This window comes from Paraburkholderia sp. SIMBA_053 (assembly GCF_046534895.1).
Lineage (GTDB): Bacteria > Pseudomonadota > Gammaproteobacteria > Burkholderiales > Burkholderiaceae > Paraburkholderia > Paraburkholderia caledonica.
Genome location: NZ_JAWRXU010000551.1, coordinates 1 through 278, shown reverse-complemented (window position 1 = coordinate 278; position 278 = coordinate 1). Strand labels below are relative to the sequence as shown.

Sequence of the window (278 nt, the reverse complement as noted above, 5' to 3'; positions counted from 1 at the left end):
GGACGTCCGCCGCCTGCATCACGTCGAACAGCTCGGCGTGCGTGACGATGCCCGCGCCGCGGCCCGACAGTTCGTCCGGCACGCGCTCGAAGACATCCACATCCCAGCCATTGCGCAGGAGAAGATTCGCAGCGAAAAGGCCGCCCAGCGAACCGCCGATGATGGCTGCTTTCCGTTTCGTCGAAGTGTTGTTCATGTCAGTCTCCGTGGGCTGTGATGTTCTGGGTGCTCAAGTGAGCGACCTCGGCGGCGGGGAAGTTGAGTTCGATCGTGACCCC

Annotated in this window: 1 protein-coding gene; it reads right to left on the bottom strand. The window is 63.3% G+C overall.

What is annotated here, in order from left to right; translation table 11 throughout:
• The coding region (locus SB753_RS36815) for an NAD(P)-binding protein (RefSeq protein ID WP_410805060.1) at positions 1-196 on the bottom strand (196 nt) is incomplete at its 3' end.
• Between the last annotated feature and the right edge of the window lie 82 nt (positions 197-278).